Annotated in this window: 20 protein-coding genes; 6 read left to right on the top strand and 14 right to left on the bottom strand. The window is 71.2% G+C overall.

Going from position 1 to position 22,296, the window contains the following annotated elements:
* Window positions 1-4 precede the first annotated feature (4 nt).
* From ACWGQ1_RS02420 to gabT, 4 genes are all read right to left on the bottom strand, one after another.
* Window positions 5-1,552, bottom strand: a complete 1,548-nt coding sequence (locus ACWGQ1_RS02420; RefSeq protein WP_136046030.1) for an APC family permease — start codon at window positions 1,550-1,552, stop codon at window positions 5-7.
* Window positions 1,552-2,436, bottom strand: a complete 885-nt coding sequence (locus ACWGQ1_RS02425; RefSeq protein WP_136036501.1) for a universal stress protein — start codon at window positions 2,434-2,436, stop codon at window positions 1,552-1,554. Before ACWGQ1_RS02425 ends, ACWGQ1_RS02420 begins: the two co-directional genes overlap by 1 nt.
* Window positions 2,436-3,818 carry a flavin monoamine oxidase family protein gene (locus ACWGQ1_RS02430; RefSeq protein WP_136029586.1) on the bottom strand — a complete coding sequence of 461 codons (1,383 nt, stop codon included), beginning with the start codon at window positions 3,816-3,818 and terminating at the stop codon, window positions 2,436-2,438. The genes ACWGQ1_RS02425 and ACWGQ1_RS02430 overlap by 1 nt, the downstream gene beginning before the upstream one ends.
* A 92-nt stretch (window positions 3,819-3,910) precedes the next feature.
* Window positions 3,911-5,272 (bottom strand): 4-aminobutyrate--2-oxoglutarate transaminase, encoded by a 1,362-nt coding sequence (gene gabT, locus ACWGQ1_RS02435; protein ID WP_205814365.1) that lies wholly within the window; start codon window positions 5,270-5,272, stop codon window positions 3,911-3,913.
* A gap of 93 nt (window positions 5,273-5,365) precedes the next feature.
* Between gabT and ACWGQ1_RS02440 the strand changes: the two genes are divergently transcribed.
* Entirely contained in the window at window positions 5,366-6,874 is a 1,509-nt protein-coding gene (locus tag ACWGQ1_RS02440) for a PucR family transcriptional regulator ligand-binding domain-containing protein (protein WP_452312276.1), read from the top strand.
* Between the two features lie 102 nt (window positions 6,875-6,976).
* Here the strand turns inward: ACWGQ1_RS02440 and ACWGQ1_RS02445 are convergent, their stop codons facing one another.
* Together ACWGQ1_RS02445 and ACWGQ1_RS02450 are read right to left on the bottom strand one after the other, a co-directional pair.
* Window positions 6,977-7,420: a riboflavin kinase gene (locus tag ACWGQ1_RS02445; protein WP_452312277.1), complete on the bottom strand. Its 444-nt coding sequence runs from the start codon at window positions 7,418-7,420 to the stop codon at window positions 6,977-6,979.
* The gene (locus tag ACWGQ1_RS02450; RefSeq protein WP_452312278.1) at window positions 7,417-7,926 is read right to left on the bottom strand and encodes a flavin reductase; all 510 of its coding nucleotides are present in this window, start codon (window positions 7,924-7,926) and stop codon (window positions 7,417-7,419) included. Before ACWGQ1_RS02450 ends, ACWGQ1_RS02445 begins: the two co-directional genes overlap by 4 nt.
* Window positions 7,927-8,027: 101 nt before the next feature.
* On the opposite strand from ACWGQ1_RS02450, the gene ACWGQ1_RS02455 reads away from it, so the two are divergent.
* Complete coding sequence (locus tag ACWGQ1_RS02455; RefSeq protein ID WP_452312279.1) at window positions 8,028-8,729, top strand: helix-turn-helix transcriptional regulator; 702 nt, start codon at window positions 8,028-8,030, stop codon at window positions 8,727-8,729.
* A gap of 32 nt (window positions 8,730-8,761) precedes the next feature.
* On the opposite strand, the gene ACWGQ1_RS02460 is transcribed toward ACWGQ1_RS02455, so the two are convergent.
* From ACWGQ1_RS02460 to ACWGQ1_RS02490, 7 genes are all read right to left on the bottom strand, one after another.
* Entirely contained in the window at window positions 8,762-9,646 is an 885-nt protein-coding gene (locus ACWGQ1_RS02460; RefSeq protein ID WP_452312280.1) for a PfkB family carbohydrate kinase, read from the bottom strand.
* Window positions 9,639-11,015: an NtaA/DmoA family FMN-dependent monooxygenase gene (locus ACWGQ1_RS02465; RefSeq protein ID WP_452312281.1), complete on the bottom strand. Its 1,377-nt coding sequence runs from the start codon at window positions 11,013-11,015 to the stop codon at window positions 9,639-9,641. Before ACWGQ1_RS02465 ends, ACWGQ1_RS02460 begins: the two co-directional genes overlap by 8 nt.
* Before the next feature lie 104 nt (window positions 11,016-11,119).
* Window positions 11,120-11,968, bottom strand: a complete 849-nt coding sequence (locus ACWGQ1_RS02470; protein WP_136029600.1) for an ABC transporter permease — start codon at window positions 11,966-11,968, stop codon at window positions 11,120-11,122.
* Window positions 11,961-12,758: an ABC transporter ATP-binding protein gene (locus ACWGQ1_RS02475; RefSeq protein WP_136029602.1), complete on the bottom strand. Its 798-nt coding sequence runs from the start codon at window positions 12,756-12,758 to the stop codon at window positions 11,961-11,963. The genes ACWGQ1_RS02470 and ACWGQ1_RS02475 overlap by 8 nt, the downstream gene beginning before the upstream one ends.
* Window positions 12,758-13,861 (bottom strand): ABC transporter substrate-binding protein, encoded by a 1,104-nt coding sequence (locus ACWGQ1_RS02480; protein WP_452312282.1) that lies wholly within the window; start codon window positions 13,859-13,861, stop codon window positions 12,758-12,760. Before ACWGQ1_RS02480 ends, ACWGQ1_RS02475 begins: the two co-directional genes overlap by 1 nt.
* A 201-nt stretch (window positions 13,862-14,062) precedes the next feature.
* Window positions 14,063-15,190 (bottom strand): DUF6226 family protein, encoded by a 1,128-nt coding sequence (locus tag ACWGQ1_RS02485; protein WP_452312283.1) that lies wholly within the window; start codon window positions 15,188-15,190, stop codon window positions 14,063-14,065.
* A gap of 22 nt (window positions 15,191-15,212) precedes the next feature.
* On the bottom strand, window positions 15,213-16,664 hold the full coding sequence (locus tag ACWGQ1_RS02490) for an XRE family transcriptional regulator (protein WP_136029608.1): 1,452 nt from the start codon (window positions 16,662-16,664) through the stop codon (window positions 15,213-15,215).
* Window positions 16,665-16,796: 132 nt separating this feature from the next.
* On the opposite strand from ACWGQ1_RS02490, the gene aceA reads away from it, so the two are divergent.
* The 3 genes from aceA (at window position 16,797) to ACWGQ1_RS02505 (ending at window position 20,332) form a co-directional block, all read left to right on the top strand.
* Entirely contained in the window at window positions 16,797-18,122 is a 1,326-nt protein-coding gene (aceA, locus tag ACWGQ1_RS02495) for an isocitrate lyase (RefSeq protein ID WP_452312284.1), read from the top strand.
* 27 nt (window positions 18,123-18,149) lie between these two features.
* Window positions 18,150-19,805: a malate synthase A gene (gene aceB, locus ACWGQ1_RS02500; protein ID WP_206252877.1), complete on the top strand. Its 1,656-nt coding sequence runs from the start codon at window positions 18,150-18,152 to the stop codon at window positions 19,803-19,805.
* A gap of 92 nt (window positions 19,806-19,897) precedes the next feature.
* A complete protein-coding gene (locus ACWGQ1_RS02505; RefSeq protein ID WP_136029614.1) occupies window positions 19,898-20,332 on the top strand; it encodes a hypothetical protein in 435 nt (144 codons plus the stop codon).
* 166 nt (window positions 20,333-20,498) lie between these two features.
* On the opposite strand, the gene ACWGQ1_RS02510 is transcribed toward ACWGQ1_RS02505, so the two are convergent.
* Window positions 20,499-21,017 carry an Lrp/AsnC ligand binding domain-containing protein gene (locus tag ACWGQ1_RS02510; protein WP_452312285.1) on the bottom strand — a complete coding sequence of 173 codons (519 nt, stop codon included), beginning with the start codon at window positions 21,015-21,017 and terminating at the stop codon, window positions 20,499-20,501.
* A 107-nt stretch (window positions 21,018-21,124) separates the two neighbouring features.
* Between ACWGQ1_RS02510 and ald the strand changes: the two genes are divergently transcribed.
* Window positions 21,125-22,216, top strand: coding sequence for an alanine dehydrogenase (gene ald / locus ACWGQ1_RS02515; RefSeq protein ID WP_378823632.1), 1,092 nt, complete (start codon window positions 21,125-21,127; stop codon window positions 22,214-22,216).
* Window positions 22,217-22,296: the final 80 nt, after the last annotated feature.

Below are 22,296 nucleotides of genomic sequence, written 5' to 3' on the forward strand. Positions count from 1 at the left end.
GGGGCTAGGGGCGACGACGCCGGCTCGGCGGCGCGTCGATGCTCAGCGTCTGTCCGCGGAAGAACGCCGGGCGGCGGATCGCGTTCCAGATCATCACCGCGATGCCCACGACGATGATCAGCATCCCGAGGATGAACACGATCCCGACGCCGCCGATCTCCGACCCCGAGCCGTAGGCCGGGTCCATCGAGTCGATCAGCGTGGTGAAGAACAGGATCGCGAGGATGATGCCACCCACCAGCGGGAACAGGAACGTGAAGAAGACGTTGCGCGTGGAGTCGAACCACTGCTTGCGGAAGTACCAGACGCACGCGAACGCGGTGATGCCGTAGTAGAAGCAGATCATCATGCCGAGCGTGAGGATCGTGTCCCACAGGGTGTCCTCGCTGACCACGCGCATGACCGCGTAGAACGCCGAGGCGACGATGGCCGAGACGATCGTGGCGTAGCCGGGGGTGAAGAACCGCGGACTGACCTTCGCGAACGACTTCGGCAGGGCGCCGTAGTGGCCCATCGCGAGCAGGGTGCGCGCCGGACCGACGAACGTCGACTGCAGCGACGACGCCGAGCTGGTGAGCACCGCCAGCGACACGAGGAACGCGAGCGGCCCGAGGATCGGTCCGGAGAGGTGGAAGAACACGTTCTCCTGGATGTCGCCGTTGCCGAGGCCGAGCTCGCCCGTGCCCACGCCCGCGAACATGATCATCGCGACGGCGAGGAGCAGGTACAGCGAGACGATCGTGAGCACGGTGACCGTGGCCGCGCGGCCCGGCGTCTTCTCCGGGTCCTTCGTCTCCTCGTTCATGGTGAGCGTGACGTCCCAGCCCCAGAAGATGAAGATCGACAGGGAGAGACCGGCCGCCACGGCGCTGAACGACGAGATCGCGAACGGGTTGAACCAGTTGAGGTCGAACGGCTGGTAGTCGAAGCCGTTGCCGCTCACGGCCTGGACGATCGCAGCGACCGCGAAGAACACCAGCACCAGGATCTGGAAGCCCACCAGCCAGTACTGCAGCTTCTGGGTCGTCTGCATGTCGCGGTACGACACCCACGTCGCCCCCAGCATGAACAGCAGGCACACGCCGATGTTGATCCACGTCACCCCGGCCAGGTCGGCGATCCCGGCGTTGCCCGTGATCTGCGACAGCAGCAGGAACAGGAAGTCGACGGCGACACCGGCGAGGTTCGACAGCACCAGGATCGTCGCGACGACCAGACCCCAGCCGGCCATCCAGCCCACCCAGGGTCCGAACGCGCGGGCGGCCCAGGTGAAGGACGTGCCGGAGTCGGGCATGCGGTTGTTGAGCTCGCGGTAGCCGAAGGCCACCAGGAGCATCGGGATGAAGCCGACGAGGATGATCGCCGGGATCTGCGCGCCCACCTCGGACGCGGTGGGGCCGACGGCGGCCGTGAACGTGTAGGCGGGGGCGATGCACGAGATGCCGATCACGACGGCGCCGATGAGGCCGACGGTGCCGGCACTCAGGCCCTTCGTGGAGATGCCGGTCGTGACGCCGGATGCGGGCTCCGTCGCCCGGTTGGTGCTGCTCATCAGCGGTCTCCTGCTTCGTTGCGGGTGCGCGGGACGACGATCATGGGAACGGGCAGCTCGTGCAGCATCTTCGCCGCCGTGGAGCCCAGGAACAGACGGCGCGGCTGTGCCAGGCGGCTCGAGCCGACCAGCACCACCTCGCCGGGGAGCCAGGAGAGCCCGGCGACGGCGTCTTCGACCGTCTCGCCCGGTGCCTCCTCGACGACGGCGCCCAGGCCGTCCGGCAGCTGCTCGGCAGCGACGGCGAGCACCCGGTGGGCGTGCTCGCTGCCGGCCAGGCGGATCGCGCCGGTGTCGAGGCCGGGCGGCACGTCGAACGGCACGAGCGACACCAGCCGCAGGGAGACCTCGGCCGCCCCGGCGAGGGCGACGGCCTGGTCGAGCACGCCCTCCGCACCCGGACGCGTGCCGACCGCGACCGTGACGCGCGGGAGCACGTGGTCGTCCTGCTGCGCGAGCCCCGACGGCGCGAGGGCGACCGGGATCGGCGAGGAGTGCAGCAGCTCGGACGCGACGCTGCCGAGGCGGTGACGGCCGAAGAGGCCGCCGCCCGCGGTGCCGATCACGATCACGCTCGCGTCGAACTCCTCGCCCGCCGCGATGAGCCCCTCCGCGAACGACTCGGAGAAGCGCACGTGGCCGCTGCGCACCAGCTCCTGCGGGAGCCGCACGACCGCGTCCTGCAGCCACTTCCGTGCCTGCGTGCGGATCACGTCCTCATACGCGCGCTCCGGCGGGACGGCCGCGCTGCGGGTGCCCTCGGTGGGGAGCACGATCACCAGGTGCAGCGTCGCGCCGATGCTGCGGGCCAGCCGGGCGCCCAGCGCCGCGGCGTCCGCCCCCGCGTCCGTCGCCGTGTAGCCGACGACGACCGAGCCGGTCATCAGCCGATGCTCTCGGGAGCGCCGGCCTCGCGGCGGGCGTCGACGATGTTCGCCGCGACGAGGTGGCCCATGCGGATCGCCCCGTCGACGTGCTGGTAACCCGCTCCGGCCATGTCGCTGCAGGCGAAGTGGATCGGTCCGACCGGCGTGCGCAGGTCGGCGCCGTAGCGGTGCAGCCCGCCGAGGTCGAAGCTCGCGGCGTACGCGCCCCGCGTCCACTCCTCGCTGCCCCAGTCGCTCTCGTAGTACACGACCGGGTTCTTGGCCTCCGGGCCGTAATAGTGCGACAGCGACTCGAGGATGCGCTCCTTGCGCTCCTCGGCCGACAGCTCGAACACGCCGTCGGCGTTGGCGTCGGAGACGAAGCCGACCAGGGTGCCGCGCTCGTCGCCGTGGTTGGTGTTGTCGTACGCCTCGTGCGAGAGCTCGTACGGGCTGAACGCCGTGCCGCTCAGGCCCTGCTCGCGCCAGAACGGCCGGTCGTAGACGGCGTGCACCTTGATGACGAAGCCCATCGACAGGTGCTGGTGCAGCTGGTGCTGGCGACGCGGCAGCGGCGGGACGAAGGAGATGCGGTTGTAGAGGATGGGGGCGTGCGCGAGGATCGCGTACCGTGCGCGGACCGTGAGGTCGTCGGTGGTCGCCACGACCCCGTCATCCGACCACTCCAGGCTGCGGACGGGCTGGTTCAGCAGCACGTCCTCCCCCAGGCGCTCGGCGAGACGCAGCGGCACCTGCTGCAGGCCTCCGACCACGCGCTTGTCGAGGATGAAGTCGGCGTCAACGAGGTTCGAGTAGGAGCCGGCCGAGGCCGCCATGAGCAGCGACTGCAGCAGCGAGAAGGAGTGCGTCGGCTTGGTCAGCATCGCCGAGCCGGTGGCGAAGGCGAGGTTGCGTACGGCCTCGTCGTCGTCGGTCTGCGAGCGCAGCCAGGCGTCCCACGAGATGGAGTCCCACTCCGCCGCGTTCGGGTGCTCCCACGGCTTGTCCGGGTCGATCTCGGCCACGAGGGCGTCGAGGATGCCGGTGATGCGGGCGATCACGGCCTCGGTCTCCGGCGACACCGGGAACATCTCGCCCGTGAAGCGGTGCGCCTGACCGTCGGGGCCGACGTAGACGCTGTCGCCCTCGCGGTAGCGGCTGTAGGTCTCGAGCCCGAGCTCCTCGATCGCGTCCTTCAGGGCGTCCTGGTCGGGCGACACCCACTGGCCGCCGATCTCGAGCATGGCGCCGTCGATCACGTCGGTCCACAGCCGGCCGCCCACGCGGTCGCGGGCCTCCAGCACGGCGACCGACAGGCCGGCCTTGCGCAGATCGTTGGCGGCCGTGAGCCCTGCGGCTCCGGCGCCGACGATCAGCACGTCGCGAGTGATCTCAGCCATCTGCAACTCCTTCGTCGTCGGGGGATGTGGGGGATGAAGTACCGGCCGCGTCCCGAAATCCCCCGATCCGGGGACGCGGCCGGACAGCGGGGTCAGGCCGAGGCGAGCGCCTGCGCGACGACGTCGAGGCCCTCGTTCAGCAGCTCGTCGCCGATCGACAGCGGCGGCAGGAAGCGGATGACGTTGCCGTAGGTGCCGCACGTGAGCACGATCACGCCCTGCGCGATGCAGGCCTTCGCGACCGCGGCGGTGAGCGCGGCGTCGGGGGCCTTGGTCTCGGGGTCGACGAACTCTGCTGCGACCATCGCGCCGTGTCCGCGCACGTCGCCGATGCGGGCGTCGTCGGACTGCAGCGCGGTGAGGCGGCCGATGAGGATCTCGCCGATCTCGCGGGCGCGCTCGATCACGCCGTCGTTCTCGAACACGTCGATCGCGGCGAGGGCCGCGGCGCACGCGATCGGGTTGCCGCCGTAGGTGCCGCCGAGGCCGCCCGAGTGCGAGGCGTCCATGATCTCGGCGCGACCTGTGACCGCGGCCAGCGGCAGGCCGCCCGCGATGCCCTTGGCCGTGGTGATGAGGTCGGGCTCGATGCCGAAGATCTCGCTGGCGAACATGTGGCCCGTGCGGGCGAAGCCGGTCTGCACCTCGTCGGCGATGAAGACCACGCCGTTCGCGCGGCACCACTCGACGATCGCGGGGAGGAAGCCCTCGGCGGGGACGATGAAGCCGCCCTCGCCCTGGATCGGCTCGATGATGACGGCGGCGAGGTTGTCCGCGCCGATCTGCTTCTCGAGCTGCAGGATCACGCGGGCCGCGGCCTCTGCGCCCTCGAGGCCGTCGCGGAACGGGTACGACATCGGGGCGCGGTACACCTCGGGGGCGAACGGGCCGAAGCCGCTCTTGTACGGCATCGACTTGGCGGTCAGCGCCATCGTGAGGTTGGTGCGGCCGTGGTAACCGTGGTCGAACGCCACGACGGCCTGGCGTCCGGTGTGCTTGCGGGCGATCTTGATCGCGTTCTCGACCGCCTCGGCGCCCGAGTTGAACAGCGCGCTCTTCTTGGCGAAGTCGCCGGGGGTAACCCGGTTCAGCGCCTCGGCCACCCCGACGTACGACTCGTAGGGCGAGATCATGAAGCACGTGTGGGTGAACTGCGCGGCCTGAGCGGCGACGGCCGCGGCGACCTTGGGGTGCGCGTTGCCGACCGTGGTGACGGCGATGCCGGAGCCGAGGTCGATGAGCGAGTTGCCGTCGGCGTCGACGACCACTCCGCCGCCCGCGGCGACGGCGGCGACCGGCACGGTGTGGCCGACACCGGCGGCGACGGCGTCGGCCTTGCGGGCGAGGACCTCGGCCGAGCGCGGGCCGGGGAGTTCCGTGACGAGGCGACGCTCCTGCGGGAGGTCGGGGCCGCCGAGGGGGGTTGCGGGTGCTGCGGTGTCGAGGAGTGCCATGTCGCGAGCGTACGACCGCCGCCGGGAGGGTCGCATTCGCCGGTCTGTACAATCTGAGCAGCGGATCCGCCACCTCGTACAAACCGGAAGCCCATGGCCCCCACCGACGCCCCCACGCTGCGGTCCCTGCTCCAGCGCAGGGACCTCGGCCTGACGCTCGTGTCCGACGAGCACGCCCTGCCCGACGGCGCCCTCGACCGGCCGCTGCGGTGGGTGCACGGCTCCGACCTCGCAGACCCGACGCCCTTCCTGTCCGAGGATCTGGCGCTGCTCACCACGGGCACGCAGTTCGACGGCGCCGCGGACATCCCCTCCTACGTCGGGCGGCTGGCCGACCGCGGCGTGCTCGGGCTCGGCTTCGGCACCGAGGTGCACCGCTCCGGGATCCCGGACGAGCTCATCGCCGCCTGCGCCGCACACGGCATCCCCCTGTTCGAGGTGCCCTACCGCACGCCGTTCATCGGCGTCGCCCGCGCACACTCCGAGGCCATCGCGGCCCAGGCGTACGCCCGCCGTTCCTGGGCGCTGGACACGCAGCGCGCGCTCGCCCTGGCCGCCCTCCGCCCGCGCGGCCTCGACGCGATCGTCGCGGAGCTCGGCCGCCGGCTCGACGTCTGGGCGGGCATGTACGACGCGGCAGGGGCGCTGCTGTTCGCCCATCCGCGTGATGCGGTCGACACCGCCACGCTCGATCTGCTCGCCGACCGCGTGCTGGAGATCCTGGGCCGTGGACTGGAGGCGGGGCAGTCTCTCACGATCGACGCACACACCTTCATGCTCTTCACCGTCGGGCGCGGAGGGCACCTGCGCGGGGTGATCGCGGTCGCCGCCGAGACGCTGGACGCGGAGGCCCGGTCGGTCGTGACCTCGGTGATCGCGATGGCCGGACTGGCGCTGGAGCAGAGCGAGCAGCTCGCCAGGAGCCGTCGCCGCCTGCACACCCAGCTGCTGCAGTCGCTGCTGGCCGACGACCCCGCGCTCGCCCGCCGCGTGCTCGGTGCCCTCCCTCCGGCACCGATCGTGGTGGCGGTCGCCGCCGACGCCCCGGCCGGACCGCTGGTCGACTGGTGGGAGCGGCGCCGGGCGGACCACGGCACGGTGTCGTTCCTGGCGGAGTCGCCCGAGGGCCTGACGATGTGCGTGTCCTCGGGCGACGAGGGGCTGCTGGACGAGGTCGCCGAGCGCTTCGGCATCCGCATCGGAGTCTCCGGCCCCGAGGGCTACGCGGTCTTCTCGCGTGCGCACGCCCAGGCGCTGACGGCCCTGCGGCAACCCGCGTCTGCGGCCGTCGTGCGCTACGCGGACACCGTGGGTGCGAACATCCTCACGGCGCTGGCGACCGACGAGGCGCGGCTGGTGGCGGAGTCGCGCCTGGCGCCGCTGCGCGAGCAGGACGCGGCGGGCGGCACCGGGCTCGAGCACACGCTGCGGGTCTGGCTGGAGCACGACGCACGCGCGGAGCCGGCCGCCGCGGCGCTGGGCATCCACCGGCACACCCTGCGCTCGCGGGTCGCGCAGGCCGGGGCCATGCTGGGCGTGGATCTGGCGTCGTTCCCCGCCCGCGCCGAGCTCTGGGCGCTGCTGCAGACCGCGCGCGACTGATCCGCGCCCCGCCCCTGCACCGGCTCGGGCCCGCGCCACCTCATCCCGCGCGGCCCCATCCCCTCGCCGAGTGCGCGGCTTGCTGCCGACCACCCCGCCTGTTCACGCGGAGAAACCGTGCCCTCGGCGCGAGGCCGGGCGTCCGGTGCGCGCCCGCGGCACCGTCGCGAGGAGGGCCCCGGCACGCTCGATGTCGGCGGCGGTCTGGGCTACGAGGGCCGCGACGGTGTCGAAGCAGAGCGTCGGGCGCAGCAGCGAGAGCAGCTCGACCCGGAGGCGGTGCCCGTACAGGTCGAGGTCCGTGTCGTGCAGGTGCACCTCCACCCGGCGCTCCCGGCTGCCGTGGAAGGTCGGGTTGGCACCCACGCTCGCGGTCGCGGGCATCCCCTCCTGCTCGTCGTCGATCCAGGCCAGCGCGACGTAGATGCCGTCGGCGGGGAGACCGGGGCCGTCGAGGGCGAGGTTGGCGGTCGGGAACCCGAGGTCGCGTCCTCGACCGTCGCCGGGGACGACCACTCCGGCGATCTCGCGGACGGGTGCGCTCACACGTCTGCGGCGGGAGAGATCGCGCGGTAGCGGCTCTGGTGGAACACGAGCGGCTCGACGTCGTCGAAGAGCGTCACGTCCTGGATCTCGTACAGAGCGATCTCGTGATCGCCACCGTCGAACGTGCCGTGCAGACGGCAGGTGAGCCAGAGCGCGGCGTCGGCCACCAGCACGGCCCCGCCGTCGGTGCGGTGCCAGGCGTGACCCCCGAACCGGTCCCCCTCCCGCGCGGACAGGGAGCGGCTGAGCGGTTCGTGGTGTGCCGCGAGGACGCTCATCCCCAGTTCCGGGACGGCACGCAGCACCGGCCAGGTCTTCGAGGTGCGGGCGGCGCTGACCGCGACGAGGGCGGGCTCCAGGGAAATCGAGGTGAAGGAGTTGACCGCCATCCCGACGGCGCGGTCGTCCACGACGGCCGCGAGGGCGACCACCCCCGTGGGATAGACCGAGAAGGCACGACGGAGCGCACGGTCGCGCGGCAGGGCATCGGTCACGGCAGTGGTCATCACGAGTCCTTTCGGTAGTCAACTTTGACTAAGGCGACTATAGACAAATTTGACCACTCAAACAACCGGGAACGCGCATCCCAGCCGTTAGCATGAACGACATGTCGACCACCCGTCTCGTCGTCCTCGGCGCCGTGAAGCAGTTCCAGCCCGTACACGGCTACTTCCTCCGGCGAGAACTGATGACCTGGCACGTCGACGAGTGGGCGCACATCCAGCCCGGCTCGATCTACAACGCCCTCCGGGCCCTGGAGGTCGACGGGTACATCACGGAGAGCGGCACCGAGGCCGAGGGCAAGCGCCCCGCCCGCACCACGTACCGCATCACCCCCTCGGGCGAGGTCGAGCTGCAGCGGATGCTGCGCGAGAACCTCTGGAACGTGGCGGCCTTCGACACCCAGGCGATCATGACCGTCGCCTCGTTCATGTTCGTGCTGAGCCGCCAGGAGGTCATCGCGGGCCTGGAGCACCGCCTCATCAAGAGCGACGCGATCATCACGCAGAACGGCTTCGACGTGCAGGACACCCTGCGCTCCGAGACCACGCCGAAGTACGTGCGCGAGATCTTCGACCTCTCCACCGCCCGGCTCACCGCCGAGAAGCAGTGGCTGCTCGACCTGCTGGAACGGCTGCGGGCCGGCGAGTACGCCTTCGCGGGCGAGACGGCCGAGGACACGACGCCGGAGCGGGAGGCGGCGGCCGCCACGACGAAGAGCACCGCCAAGACGGCGAAGAAGAGCACCGCCAAGACGGCGAAGAAGAGCCCCGCGAAGACGGCGACGAAGAGCACCGCGAAGGACTGACCGCACCGCGCGCCGCCCCCTCCGGACCGGCCTCAGCGCGTCGCCGTCAGCTCCGCCAGCGCCTCGGGCGTGAGCGCCGGAGTGGTCGCTCCCCGGTGCAGCGCCACGATCGCCCCCGCGGCGCACGCGAGGGCGAGGGCGTCCTCCACCGGCACTCGACGGGCGAGCGCACCGGCGAGCGCGCCGCAGAACGCGTCGCCCGCGCCCGTCGTGTCGACCGGATCGATACGGAACGCCTCGACGTGCACAACCGGGCGACCGGTGCGGTGCAGGTCCACTCCCCCAGCGCCGCGCGTGAGCACCACGGTCGCTGCCCCGGCGCGGTGCAGGAGGTCGATGCCGCCGAGCTCCGCGCACTCCGTCTCGTTCACCACGAGCACGTCCACGCACTCCAGCAGCCCGAGAGTCGCCGCGTGGGCGGGGGCGGCGTTCAGCACGGTCGTGGCGCCGGCGTCGCGCGCCGCCCGCAGTGCCGCCGACACCGCGGGCACCGGCACCTCGAGCTGCGCCAGCACGACCGCGGCCCCGGAGACCGCGGCGACCGCATCCTCCGGCGACAGCTCGGCGTTCGCACCGGCCGCGACGATGATGCTGTTGTCGCCGCCCTCCAGCGCCAGCACGTGCGCGACCCCGGTCGGGGCGGTATCCGAGCGGCGCAGGGCCGAGGTCACCCCGGCGTCCACGAGCGTGCGCTCCAGCAGTGCGGCGCCCTCGTCCGTCCCGACCACACCGCAGAACCGCGTCGGCGCGCCGCTGCGGGCCGCGGCGACCGCCTGGTTCAGGCCCTTGCCGCCCGCGAAACGGCCGCCGGCGCGGCCCAGCAGTGTCTCGCCGATGCGCGGGGGGCGCGACACCTCGACCACCAGATCGAGGTTCGCGCTCCCCACGACAGCGACGCCGGACAGCTCGTCAGACACGCGCCATCGACCGGCGGTACGTCGAACCCACGTGCGACTCGGCCAGGGCGGGCGTCGGGGTTCCCATCAGCCGCTCGCGCAGCGACTGCGGCTCGTCGGACGGCTCGGCGATCGCGCCGCGCTCCTTCAGGATCGGCAGCACATGCTCGATGAAGTCCTTCGTGGACGCCGGCGGGATGACCGGGGCGAACAGGAAGCCGTCGAGGTCGGCACCGTCGGCGAGCGCGATCATCCGGTCGGCCACCTGCTCCGGGGTGCCGACGAGCGGGCGGGCGCCGACGCCGTGCGCGTGCCAGTCGCCCAGCACGTCGCCCACGGTCTTGTCGGCGAAGCGCGCGACCTGGGTCTGCGACAGCTCCGTGCTCAGCTCCGACATGGGCGTGCTCGGGTCGTACGACGACAGGTCGAGGCCGGTGAACCAGGCGTAGGAGGCGACCGTGACCTCGGGGTTCTGGGCGTCGGCGACCTCGGCGTACGTGCGACGAGCCTCCTCCTCGGTGCTGCCGACGACGGCGGCGAACGCGGACATGATCTTGACCTCGTGCGCGGCGCGGCCGTTCTTCACGGCCTCCTCGCGGATCGCGGTCGCGTGGCCGCGGAGCTGCTCGACCGAGCCGCTGCCGACGAAGATCGCCTCGCCGTGCTTGCCGCCGAACTCGCGGCCGGCCGGAGACGCGCCCGCCTGGAACAGCACCGGGGTGCCCTGCGGCGAGCGCTGCGTGTTGCCGTAGCCGTGCGAGCGGAAGTACGGGCCGTCGTGCGCGATGCGGTGCACCTTGGCCGGGTCGGCGAAGCGGCCGGACTTGTCGCGCTCGAGCGCCCCCTCCTCCCACGCCTGCTCCCACAGCTTGTACACGACCTGCATGAAGTCGTCGGCCATCAGGTAGCGCTCGTCGTGCCCGACCATCGGCACCCCGAAGCCCTGCACGGCGGTGTCGGCGGTGCCGGTCGTGACGACGTTCCAGCCGATGCGCCCGCCGGACAGGATGTCGAGGCTGGCCATGCGCCGCGCGAACGCGTAGGGCGGCTCCAGCAGCGTCGACCCGGTGGCGACGAGTCCGAGACGCGTGGTCTGCGGAATGAGAGCCGCGAGGAGCACGGCGGGGTCGAGTCGCGGCAGGTCGAGGCCTTCGATCGAGCAGATGTCGGGACGCTCGCCCGCGACGTCGGCCCACCCCCACGCGTCGGCGAGGAACAGGAAGTCGAAGCCCGCGTCCTCCGCCAGGCGCGCGGTGTCGCGCCAGTAGTCGAGTCGGTCGAAGAGGTAGCGCCCGTTGTCCGGGTGGCGCCAGGTCGCAGTGCCGGAGTCGTTCGCCTGCGCGTTCTCGAAGAGGCCGAGGCGCAGCTGCTTCACGGGGTGATCGGTCATGGCGGGTGCCTTCCTTGTGGGTGGGTGGTGTCGTCGTGGGGTGTCCGGGCACGCCGGGGGAACCCCGGGGGCGGGGGCGCACCCCCGGGGCGGGTGGGGCCGGGTCAGCCCTTGGCGGTGACCTCGCCGTCGCTCCACCACAGGACGCGCTTGCGCACGACCGCGAGGAGCACGATCAGGAGCACGCCGAGCAGGCAGAGCAGCGCGATGCTGGCCCAGGTGACGGGGAGGTTCGCCTGTGCGGCGGAGGTGGTGACGAGCGAGCCGAGGCCGGCCTGCTGCCCGGCGGCGACGAACTCCGCGACCGCGGCTCCGACCACGGCCAGCGGCAGGGCGATCCGCAGCCCGGCGAAGACGTAGGGCATGCTGCCAGGGAATCGCAGTTCGCGGAAGATCTCCCACCGCGAGGCATGCAGGGTCTTGAACACGTCGAGCGCCTTCTGGTCGACGTCGCGGAGTCCGGCGAGCGAGTTGACCAGCATCGGGAAGAACACCACCAGCCCGGTCACGATGAACTTCGGCACCATGCCGAAGCCGAACGCGACGACCAGCGCGGGGGCGATCGCGACGATCGGCGTGACCATCACGATGATCACGAGCGGCATGACGGCCCGTTCGATGATCTGGAACTCTGCCATCACCACCGCCAGCAGGAACCCGGCGAGGATGCCGGCCGAGGCGCCGACCACCACTTCGAGCAGCGTCACCAGGAAGTTCGACCAGTACATGCCCGCGTCGTCGACGAGGCTTCCTCCGATCGCCTCCAGCGTGGGCAGCACATAGGGGTTGGTCCATGCGACGATCTGCCACAGCAGCGCCGCGATCACGAAGGTGATGAGGGTGGGCAGCCACGATCCCCAGCGCAGCCACGACGGGACGCCGCGGCGGGGGGTCTCGCGCAGGCGCGCGGTGGCGAGGGTGGCGGTGGTGTCTCTCATGGTCAGCTCAGACATGGGCCTTCTCCGTCTGCGCGCGCAGCGCACCGCGCACGACTGCTTCCAGGTCGCGGAACTCGTCGGTGGCGTACGCCTCCTCGGTGCGGGGCCGCGGCAGGTTCACGTCGATCACCTCGGCGATGCGCCCGGGGTGGGCGGCCATCACCACGATCCGGTCCGAGAGCATGATGGCCTCGGGCACGGAGTGCGTGACGAACATGACGGCCTTGCGGTTGGACTGCCAGAAGTCCAGCAGGGCGATGCGCTGCAGATCGCGGTTCATCTCGTCGAGGGCCGAGAACGGTTCGTCCATCAGCATGATCGCCGGGTCGAACACGAAGGCCCTGGCGATCGCGGCGCGCTGCTGCATGCCGCCGGACAGCTGCCCGGGGTACTTCTTCAGGGCGTGCCCGAGGCCGAAGGTCGACAGCAGCTCCGCGGGGTCGCGGAGGGCGCGGTCGCCGTTCGCCCCGCGGTTGATCCGCACGGGGAGCTCGACGTTCTCGCGCACGGTCTTCCACGGAAGCAGGGCGGGCGACTGCGGCACGAGGCCGATCTTCTTGTCGCGGGATGCCGCGGTGACGCTCTCGCCGTCGATGGTCACGGTGCCCGAGTCGGCGTCGAGGAGCCCGGCGACGACCTTGAGCAGCGTCGACTTGCCGCAGCCGCTCGGGCCGATCACCGACACGAACTCGCCCATGCCGATCGTGAGGCTCACGTCGTCGAGCACGGTGACCCTGGCTCCGTCGACCCCGAACGACTTCGAGACGTTGCGCACCTCGACGCCGGCGCCCGTGGCCGCGGTCATCACTTCGCCGTCCAGATGAGCTCGTCGCCGTCGTAGAGGTCGGCCACCAGGTCGGGGTCCATCATGTCGGCGATCGCGGGCAGGTTCTTCACGTCGCCGTACTCCTGCACGATCTCGTACTCGGGCTCCCACATGGCCTCGGTCTGCACGCCGGGGTTGCCGCCCGCGCTCTCGCGCACCCAGGCCGACTCGACCTCCCACGTGCGGGCGAGCTGGTCGCGCGGGAACGCGGCGCCCTGGCCGTTCTCCTCCGCCAGCTCGGCGAGCATGTCGATGCACTCGTCGGAGTCGTCGAGGCAGAACTGCAGTGCCTTGAGGCTCGCGCGCAGGAAGTCGGCGGCGACCTCGCGGTGCTCGGCGAGGAAACGCGAGTTCACCTCCATCACGTTGTAGGTGCCCTCGACGCCGAGGTCGGACGGCAGGAACTCGCTGAACGGGAGGTCCTGCGCCTTGAGGGTCTGCGGCTGGTTGGAGGCGTAGCCGACGATCGCGTCGACCTGCTCGCGCACGACCACGGTGGGGTCGTAGTTGGTCATCTTCACCATCTCGACCTTCGACACGTCGACGCCGGCCTCGTCGAGCATGGCCGAGGCGATGGGCGTGAGGTTGATGAAGTAGCCGAGCGAGCCGCCCTCGAGGTCGGTGAGGTCCTCGAGCTTCTCGTTGCCGAAGATCGAGAACGGCGGGGTCGTGCCGTAGGTCGCGACGGCCGTGAGGTTCTTGCTGTTGGCGGCGGCGAGCATCACGTCGGACGCGGAGCCGAGGGCGGTGAACTGCGCCTGACCGGAGGCGACGAGCTGCTGTCCGTTCGCGCCGGAGGCGTTGATCTCGACATCGAGGCAGAGGTCGTCGAAGTAGCCGAGCTCCTTCGCGAGGAACACGTCGAGCTGCCCGGCGCTGGCGGAGTAGCCGTAGCCGGAGATGTAGGTGATGGTGCCGGCGTCCTGGTTGCGCTGGCAGGCGTCGGATCCGTCTGCGCTCGTGGGGGCGGTATCGCCGCCCGGCGTCTGCGCGGAGCATGCTCCGAGCGTCAGCGTGGCGGCGAGAACGCACGTCAGGGTGGCAGTGGTGCGGAATCGGGTTTCCGCAGAGGAAGTAGCCATGAGGGTCCCTTCTCGGCCGTTCGTCATTGATGGCTCGATGAAAGTAACATAGTCAATCTTGACTAAGCAAGATCAAACTAAGTTCATCCGGCACGATCGGGCGACGGGCGCACGACTCTCCCGACCGTCGGGTCGTGCACGCGGAACACCGTCGTGCATGCGGGGCACGACGGGCGGAGGTGGGGCCGGGGTCGGGCGGGGTCAGGCGGGGATGGAGCGGAGCGGCCAGGCGGGCCACCAGCCGTCGTCGAGCCCGCGCAGCAGGGCGGCCGCGCGCTCTCGCGCCTCGGCGGGCATCTCCGGCGCGGGACCGGAGCTGCTCTCCCGCCGCTCGCCGTCCGGCGACCGGATCTCCGTGTACAGCCACGCACGGCGACCCACGGGGTACTTCTCCCGGAAGCCCCCGGCGGCGACCGACAGCACGATCCGCTCCAGCTCGTCCGCCGCAGTCTCGGCGGTCTCGTCGCAGGCATCGCAGATGCACGAGGGCACGATCGCGTGGAAGTGGGCACCCGCATCGATGCGGACGGAGGGAACGCCCGGCGTGATCGTGATCTGCGCACCGCGCGCCGGTTCGAGCACGACGTGCTCGGTCCCTCCCTCCCCCCTCTCTCGCCGCACCTCGACCTCGTACTCGCGACGGAGGTGCTCGACGAGCGCGTCGACCACGAGGGACAGCGGTGCGAAGCGCTCCGGGTGGGATTCCCGGGAGTACGACTCCTCCGGCGCGATGCCGTCGGGCCAGCGGTGCCCGTAGGGGATCCCCTCGCCGCGGTCGTCGTGGAAGGTCAGGATCGGGAGAGCAGGCCGGACATACGCGCGCGCCGGGACGACGACGACCGCGGGAGCCGAATCCTCCGCGGACAGCGCCCTCATCTCCTCGTCATCGATGTCGTCCTGCTCCCACGGAGCGAGCATCTGCAGGAACGCATCCCGCTGGCCGGGCTGCTGCACCATCCCCTGCACGAGACCCGCGACCGGGATCGAGAGGGTGTTGGTCCCGATCTCCGGCTCACTCGTCATCCGCCATGTCGCGGCCGGGTGCACGACCGCGATGACGTTCCCCACGAACCGCGCCGCCCCCGCGGCCAGCGTCTCGCTCTCGAGGACCTCAGGATGACCGGCGACGAAGTCCCACGTCGCCCCGAGATCGACGGCGAGCAGCGCGGGGTCGACCTCGTGGCCCCGCGCGAACTCGGCGAAAGGCTCGAAGCCGTCGACGAACCGGACCGGCCCCGGAGCATCCGCCTGCGGGGGCATCCACAGGACCGCGGCGGCACCCGCCTCGGGCATCGGGCCGAGGGGACCGGGGAAGACAGCACTGCTCATCGACCGAGCGTACCGAGCGGGGTCACCGCGGCGCGTGGGCCTCCAGGAACTCGTACACGTCGGTGGTGTCCACGCCGGGGAAGGCGCCGGTGGGCAGGGTCGCCAGCAGCGTGCGCGGGGTCTTCACGTTGGGCCACGACTGTTCGCGCCACCGCTCCTCCAGCTCCGCGGGGGCACGGCGGCAGCACACCTCGACCGAGTGCTTCGAGACGCCGCGGTGCGGGGTGTCGCGGCCCACGAACCACTTCGTGTCGTCGAACCGCACCCCCACGCTGACGGAGTGCAGCCCCTCGCTCGACGCCTCGACCCGGGCCGTGCACCAATAGGTCCCGTTGCCCGTGTCCGTGTACTGGTAGTACGGGTTGAAGCGGTCGTCCTCGTCGAACACGACCCGCGAGGTCCACCGGCGACAGCACATCTGTCCCTCGATCGCGCCCAGCCGATCGGTCGGGAAGTTCACGTCGTCGTTCTCGTACGCCTTGGTGATGGTGCCCGACTCGTGCACCTTGAGGAAGTGCACCGGGATGTCGAGGTGCCGTGTCGCGAGGTTGGTGAAGCGGTGCGCGGCCGTCTCGTACGACACGGAGTAGGCGTCGCGGAGGTCCTCGATCGAGATCGCACGCCGCTGCTTCGCGTCCTTGAGCGTCGGCACGACGTGGGCCTCCGGGATGAGGAGGGCGCCCGTGAGGTAGTTCGTCTCGACGCGCTGCCGCAGGAACTCGGCGTAGCTGCGCGGCTCGGCGTGCCCGAGGATCCGGCTCGAGAGCGCCTGCAGCACCGCCGTCCGCGCATCACCCTTGGCCGGGACGCTGCTCGACAGGTAGAGCCGTCCGTGGGCGAGATCGGCGACGCTGCGGGTGGTCTGCGGCAGGTCGGGGGCGTAGTGCAGCGTGAAGCCGAGGTAGGCGGCGATCTCCGAGGCCGTCCGCTGCGTGAGGGGTCCGCCCGGGTGCCCGACCGCGGCGAGGATCTCCGACGCCTTGGCCTCCAGGTCGGCGAAGTGGTTGTCCTGCCTCCGCATCAGGTGCCGCAGCTCCACGTTCGCCCGCCGCGCCTCCTCCGGCGTGGCCGCCCGCTCGTCCCGCAGCCGGTCGATCTCGCCGTGGAGGGCGAGCATCGCCTTCAGCGCATCGGTCGGCACGGTCTTCGCGATGCGGAACGGATCGATGCCGAGCGCCCGGAACGTCTGGCCCTTCATCGCCCGCTCCAGCGCGACCTCCAGGCTGCTGCGCTCGTCGAGCGGCTCGCCCTCCAGCAGCGCGTCGATCGTGACCCCGAGCGCTCGCGCGATCGCCTGGAGCTGCGTGAGCTTGGGCTCGCGCTTGCCGGTCTCGATCATCGACAGCTGGCTGGGCGCGCGGTCCACCGCCGTCGCGAGCTCTTCGAGGGTCATCCCCTGAGCGGTGCGCAGCTGACGGATCCGTCGCCCGATCGTGAGGGCGTCGGTGTCTTCTGCGGCCTCGGTGCTGGTCATGGCGGGGATTCTGTCACGAAAACAGAAAGAACGACAAACTTCTCCTTCGATCCGGCCGAGAAGAGCGCCGAAGTTCACACAGAGTGGGACCACGCCACCGGCACCGACGCCGGTTCCATCCGAGGAGACACCATGACGAACACCGCATCGAACCCCACCCCGCGCCCCGCCGGCCTGCGCGCCGGCGACCAGGTTCAGACGGCGGCGGAGCTCCAGGAGATCTGGGACACCGACCCCCGCTGGGACGGCGTCGAGCGCACCTACTCCGCCGACGACGTCATTCGCATCCGCGGCTCGGTCCGCGAGGACGCCACCCTCGCGCACCGCGGCGCCGAGAATCTGTGGAACCTCCTGCACACCGAGGACTACGTCCGCGCGCTCGGCGCCTACACCGGCGGGCACGCCGTGCAGCAGGTGCGGGCCGGGCTCAAGGCCATCTACCTCTCCGGGTGGCAGGTCGCCGCCGACGGCAACCTCGCCGGGCAGACCTACCCCGACCAGTCGCTCTACCCCGCCAACTCGGTGCCCGCCGTGGTCCGCCGCATCAACAACGCGCTGCTCCGGCAGGACCAGCTCGAGCACGCCGAGGGCGAGATCACGCAGGACTGGCTCGCCCCGATCGTCGCCGACGCCGAGGCCGGATTCGGTGGGCCTCTCAACGCCTACGAGCTCGCGCAGTCGCTCATCCAGGCCGGCGCCGCCGCGATCCACTGGGAGGACCAGCTCGCGAGCGAGAAGAAGTGCGGTCACCTGGGCGGCAAGGTGCTCGTCCCCACGCAGCAGCACATCCGCACGCTGAACGCCGCGCGACTCGCGGCCGACGTCGCCGGGGTGCCGACCGTGATCATCGCCCGCACCGACGCCCTGGCCGCCGACCTGCTCACGAGCGACGTCGACGAGCGCGACCGGGAGTTCACCACCGGCGAGCGCACGACCGAGGGGTTCTACCGCATCCGTCCCGGCATCGAATCGGTCATCAGCCGTGGGCTCGCCTTCGCGCCCTACGCCGACCTGCTGTGGGTCGAGACCGGGGAGCCCGACATCGAGCTCGCCCGGGAGTTCGCCGCGGCGATCCACGCCGAGTTCCCCGGCAAGCTCCTGGCCTACAACTGCTCCCCGAGCTTCAACTGGAAGCGCCACCTGTCGGACGCCGAGATCGCGACGTTCCAGCAGGAGCTGGCCGACCTGGGCTACAAGTTCCAGTTCATCACGCTGGCGGGCTTCCACGCCCTGAACCACTCCATGTTCGACCTCGCCCGCGGCTACGCCGAGCGCGCCATGAGCGCCTACGTCGAGCTGCAGGAGGCCGAGTTCGCCGCCGAGGCCGACGGCTACACCGCCACCAAGCATCAGCGCGAGGCGGGCACCGGCTACTTCGACGTGATCTCCACCGCGCTCAACCCCGACAGCGCGACCCTGGCCCTCGCCGGCTCCACCGAGACCGCCCAGTTCCACTGATCCCCACCTCTGCAAAGGATCCGCATCATGACCACTCCCACCGCTCCCCCGACCACCGCCCCGATCCCGACGACCCGGCAGGGACCTGCGATCGAGGTCACCGGACCGATCCGCGACCGCTACGACGAGATCCTCACCCCCGCGGCGATCGCCTTCCTCACCGAGCTGCACCACCGCTTCGCCTCTCGCCGCCACGACCGCCTGGCCGACCGCCTGCGCCGCCGCTTCGAGATCGGCAACGGCCACGACCCGCGCTTCCGTGACGACACCGCGCACATCCGCGCCGACGCCGACTGGCGCGTCGCGGGTGCCGGCCCCGGGCTGGAGGACCGCCGCGTCGAGATCACCGGGCCCACCGACCCGAAGATGACCATCAACGCCCTCAACTCGGGCGCCCGCGTCTGGCTCGCCGACCAGGAGGACGCCACGAGCCCCACCTGGAAGAACGTGATCGAGGGGCAGCTGTCGCTGCGCGACGCCATCCGCGGCGAGCTGTCCTTCACCTCCCCCGAGGGCAAGGAGTACCGCGTCACCGCCGAGCGCACGCCCACGATCGTGATGCGCCCGCGCGGCTGGCACCTGCCCGAGAAGCACATCGGGTTCATCGACCGCGCCGGCCGCCGCACCTCGGCCTCCGGCTCGCTGGTCGACTTCGGCCTCTACTTCCTGCACAACGCGCAGGCGCTGATCGACGGCGGCCGCGGGCCGTACTTCTACCTCGCCAAGCTCGAGTCCAGCGAGGAGGCGAAGCTGTGGGACGACGTGTTCTCCTTCAGTGAGGAGTACGTCGGGATCCCGCACGGCACCATCCGCGCGACCGTGCTGATCGAGACGCTGCCCGCCGCGTTCGAGATGGACGAGATCCTGTACGAGCTGCGCGACCACTGCGCGGGCCTCAACGCCGGTCGCTGGGACTACATCTTCTCCATCATCAAGAACTACCGCGGGCGCGGAGCCCGGTTCGTGCTGCCGGACCGCAGCGAGGTGACGATGACGGTCCCGTTCATGCGGGCGTACACCGAGCTGCTGGTGCAGACGTGTCACAAGCGCGGGGCCTTCGCGATCGGCGGCATGAGCGCCTTCATCCCCAACCGCCGCGATCCCGAGGTCACGGCGCGCGCGGTGGAGAAGGTGTCGGCCGACAAGAAGCGCGAGGCCGGTGACGGCTTCGACGGCACCTGGGTCGCCCACCCCGACCTCATCCCCACGGCGCAGGCCGAGTTCGACGCGGTGCTCGGCGACCGTCCGAACCAGGTCGACCGGCAGCGCCCCGAGGTGCACGTCACCCCCGAGGACCTGCTCGACCTGCACATCGGGCGGCCGATCACCGCACAGGGCGTGCGCGACAACGTGTCGGTCGCGATCCGCTACCTGGAGGCGTGGCTGCGCGGGCTCGGAGCGGTGGCGATCGACAACCTCATGGAAGACGCGGCGACCGCCGAGATCAGCCGGTCGCAGGTGTGGCAGTGGATCCACCAGGACCGCACGACGCAGGACGGCACCCCGATCACGGTCGAGTACGTGGAGGGGCTGATCGCGGAGGTGCTGGACGGGGTGGACCGCCGCGACGGGGACCGCTTCGACGACGCGGCCGAGATCTTCCGCGAGGTCGCCCTGCAGGAGGAGTTCCCCGCGTTCCTCACCCTCGGCGCGTACAGCCGCTTCCTGATCGACGAGGACTGAGCGCGGGACACGGGTGCCGCGGGTCGAGAGGCCCGCGGCACCGGTGCGTCCGGTGCGGCCCCGGTCGTCCGGTGCGGGCGTAGCCTGGACCCATGAGCGACGTGTGGACCGGCATCGCCGAGGAGTTCCTGCACCTGTATCCGCGCGGCCGCCGGCTGTTCGCGGTCGCGGGAGCCGATGCCGAGCGGTCGCGCCTCGCCGCCGATGCGCTCGCCACCGCGCTCACCGCCGCGGACCAGACGGTGGAGCGCGTGCACCTCACCGCGGTGGACGAGACGGCGCTGCGTGCCCTCATCATCACACCGTTCCGCACCGGCAGTGCGGACGGCACCATCCTGCTCGTCTCCGGTCCCGCCGCGGTGGTGTCGCCCACGGCGCGTGGCCTGTGGAACTCCGTGCTCTGGCAGCTCGCCGGGGAGGAGCCGCCGCACACGGCCGCGAACGCCCTGGTCGACCTCACGGATCCCGCGCACCCCGCCCGCCGCTTCGCGGACTACTGCGCGGTGCCGTCGTCCTTCGAGACCTGAGCCCCGGCTCGTACGGCGGGGATCAGACTTCGCCGGGTTCCGCGTCGAGGCGTCACACCGTTCGAGGCACTCGTGCTGGGCTACGGCAACCTCGACGACGCACTGGTGGAGGAGGCCGCGGCACGGCTCGCCCTGGTCCTCCGCTCCGTGCGCTCCTGACCCCCGCTCAGTGGAACGGCGCGGCCACGGAGTTGCGGTGGTAGTCGAACACGATGCTCGTGCGGGTCGAGGCGACGCTGCTCTGCGCCGACAGGTGCTCCAGGACGAACTCGCGCATCTCCGACGAGTCCGCGACCGCGATGTGCAGCAGGAAGTCGTCGTCGCCGCCCAGGAAGAACACCTGGATCACCTGCGGCAGGGCGCGCACCCGGTCGGCGAACTCCACGATGCTCTCGCGCCGGGCGCTCGGGCGCAGGCTCACGCCGATGATCGCCTGGAGTCCCGCGCCCAGCTGCCGCTCGTCGACGCTGGCGTGGAAGCCGGTGATCACGCCGCGGTCGACGAGGGCGCGCAACCGGGCGTGCGCGGTGGAGGGCGCGACGCCGAGGCGCCCCGCGAGCTCGGCGTTGGTCATGCGGCCGTCGACGGTGAGCAGCTGCACGATGCGGGCATCGGTCTGGTCGAGCGCCGGTGCCCGAACGCTGTTCGGCTCGGGGGCGGAAGACGAGGTGGCCATACGAAGCATTATTCAGGATTCTCGCGATGGCCGAATTGCCTTCATCAAATCTGTCCCTTGCTCGACGTTTCTGCGATTCTGGTCTGCGCCTACGCACCCCGAGACCAGGAGGATCGATGAAGATCGGCGTCCCGACCGAGATCAAGAACAACGAGAACCGCGTCGCCCTCACTCCCGCGGGCGCGGATCGCCTGGTGCACGAGGGCCACCGCGTGCTCGTGCAGTCGGGGGCCGGCATCGGCTCCAGCATCGCCGACGACGACTACCGCGCGGCGGGCGCCGAGATCGTCGACTCCGCCGAAGAGGCCTGGGGCGAGGCCGACCTGCTCATCAAGGTCAAGGAACCCGTCGCCGCGGAGTACGGCTTCCTGCGCGACGATCTCACCCTGTTCACCTACCTGCACCTGGCCGCCGACCGCCCGCTCACCGACGCCCTCGTGGCCGCGGGGACCACGGCCGTCGCGTACGAGACGGTGCAGCTGCCCGACCGATCGCTCCCCCTCCTCGTCCCCATGAGCGAGATCGCCGGACGCCTCTCGGTCACCATGGGCTCGTACTCGCTGCTGCGGTCGCAGGGCGGCCGCGGCATGCTGCTGGGCGGGATCGCCGGGACACCGCGCGCCAAGACGGTCGTCATCGGCGGCGGCGTGGCCGGAGAGCACGCGGCAGCCAACGCGCTCGGCCTCGGCTCGAAGGTCACGGTGGTCGACATCTCCCTGCCGCGCCTGCGCGAGCTCGAGCACCGGTACGGCGGCGCGCTCGAGACCCGCGCGTCGAGCCGCTACGACATCGCCGAGGAGCTCGCCACGGCCGACCTCGTGATCGGCTCGGTGCTGATCCCCGGGGCCGCCGCGCCGAAGCTCGTGACCGACGACATGGTCGCCGGGATGAAGAAGGGCTCGGTGCTGGTCGACATCGCGATCGACCAGGGCGGCTGCTTCGAGGGCTCGCGGCCCACCACGCACGACGACCCCACCTTCGCGGTGCACGACTCCATCTACTACTGCGTCGCGAACATGCCGGGAGCGGTTCCCACGACGGCGACCCGCTCCCTCACCAACGCCACGCTGCCCTACGTGTCCGCGATCGCGGGCAAGGGCTGGGAGCGCGCGGCCGCGGAGGACGCGGCGCTGGCGAAGGGGCTCAACGTCCAGGGCGGACGCATCACGCTCGAGGCCGTCGCCCGCGCCCACGGTCTCACGGACTGACCTTCCCGACCCGAAAGAACCGCGGATCTTGGCCGGTCCCCACATGTCGACCGCCGTGGCGACGCGAGTACGCTCGTAAC

Source organism: Microbacterium sp. NPDC055599, assembly GCF_053618975.1.

Bases quoted from the DNA above. Each gene is read 5' to 3' on its own strand.
- ACWGQ1_RS02420 (WP_136046030.1), bottom strand. From the start codon at position 1,552: ATGAGCAGCACCAACCGGGCGACGGAGCCCGCATCCGGCGTCACGACC.
- ACWGQ1_RS02425 (WP_136036501.1), bottom strand. From the start codon at position 2,436: ATGACCGGCTCGGTCGTCGTCGGCTACACGGCGACGGACGCGGGGGCG.
- ACWGQ1_RS02430 (WP_136029586.1), bottom strand. From the start codon at position 3,818: ATGGCTGAGATCACTCGCGACGTGCTGATCGTCGGCGCCGGAGCCGCA.
- gabT (WP_205814365.1), bottom strand. From the start codon at position 5,272: ATGGCACTCCTCGACACCGCAGCACCCGCAACCCCCCTCGGCGGCCCC.
- ACWGQ1_RS02440 (WP_452312276.1), top strand. From the start codon at position 5,366: ATGGCCCCCACCGACGCCCCCACGCTGCGGTCCCTGCTCCAGCGCAGG.
- ACWGQ1_RS02450 (WP_452312278.1), bottom strand. From the start codon at position 7,926: ATGACCACTGCCGTGACCGATGCCCTGCCGCGCGACCGTGCGCTCCGT.
- ACWGQ1_RS02455 (WP_452312279.1), top strand. From the start codon at position 8,028: ATGTCGACCACCCGTCTCGTCGTCCTCGGCGCCGTGAAGCAGTTCCAG.
- ACWGQ1_RS02465 (WP_452312281.1), bottom strand. From the start codon at position 11,015: ATGACCGATCACCCCGTGAAGCAGCTGCGCCTCGGCCTCTTCGAGAAC.
- ACWGQ1_RS02470 (WP_136029600.1), bottom strand. From the start codon at position 11,968: ATGTCTGAGCTGACCATGAGAGACACCACCGCCACCCTCGCCACCGCG.
- ACWGQ1_RS02475 (WP_136029602.1), bottom strand. From the start codon at position 12,758: ATGACCGCGGCCACGGGCGCCGGCGTCGAGGTGCGCAACGTCTCGAAG.
- ACWGQ1_RS02480 (WP_452312282.1), bottom strand. From the start codon at position 13,861: ATGGCTACTTCCTCTGCGGAAACCCGATTCCGCACCACTGCCACCCTG.
- ACWGQ1_RS02485 (WP_452312283.1), bottom strand. From the start codon at position 15,190: ATGAGCAGTGCTGTCTTCCCCGGTCCCCTCGGCCCGATGCCCGAGGCG.
- ACWGQ1_RS02490 (WP_136029608.1), bottom strand. From the start codon at position 16,664: ATGACCAGCACCGAGGCCGCAGAAGACACCGACGCCCTCACGATCGGG.
- aceA (WP_452312284.1), top strand. From the start codon at position 16,797: ATGACGAACACCGCATCGAACCCCACCCCGCGCCCCGCCGGCCTGCGC.
- aceB (WP_206252877.1), top strand. From the start codon at position 18,150: ATGACCACTCCCACCGCTCCCCCGACCACCGCCCCGATCCCGACGACC.
- ACWGQ1_RS02505 (WP_136029614.1), top strand. From the start codon at position 19,898: ATGAGCGACGTGTGGACCGGCATCGCCGAGGAGTTCCTGCACCTGTAT.
- ACWGQ1_RS02510 (WP_452312285.1), bottom strand. From the start codon at position 21,017: ATGCTTCGTATGGCCACCTCGTCTTCCGCCCCCGAGCCGAACAGCGTT.
- ald (WP_378823632.1), top strand. From the start codon at position 21,125: ATGAAGATCGGCGTCCCGACCGAGATCAAGAACAACGAGAACCGCGTC.